Below are 237 nucleotides of genomic sequence, written 5' to 3'. Positions count from 1 at the left end.
GGTGTCGCGTCCGCGTCGGGCGGGGGTGTCGTCGTTCGGGGTGTCGGGCACCAACGCGCATGTGGTGATCGAACAGGCCCCTGCCACCGAATCCGCCGAGATCGAGGTCGCCCCGGCGCCGGTGGTCAGCACGTTGCTGGTGTCGGGTAAGTCGCCGGCGCGCATCGCGGCCACCGCCGGTGTGCTGGCCGAATGGATGGCCGGCGAAGGCGCCGAGGTGCCGCTGGCCGACGTCGC

General features: G+C 73.0%; 1 protein-coding gene. It reads left to right on the top strand.

Annotated elements, in window-relative coordinates:
- The coding region (locus AC5Y4Q_RS21695; protein WP_499960178.1) for a ketoacyl-synthetase C-terminal extension domain-containing protein at positions 1 to 237 on the top strand (237 nt) is incomplete at both ends.

The organism is Mycobacterium sp. NGS16 (assembly GCF_059813225.1).
Note: the sequence above shows the minus strand (reverse complement) of the source record. Positions and strands in the feature narration are given on the sequence as shown.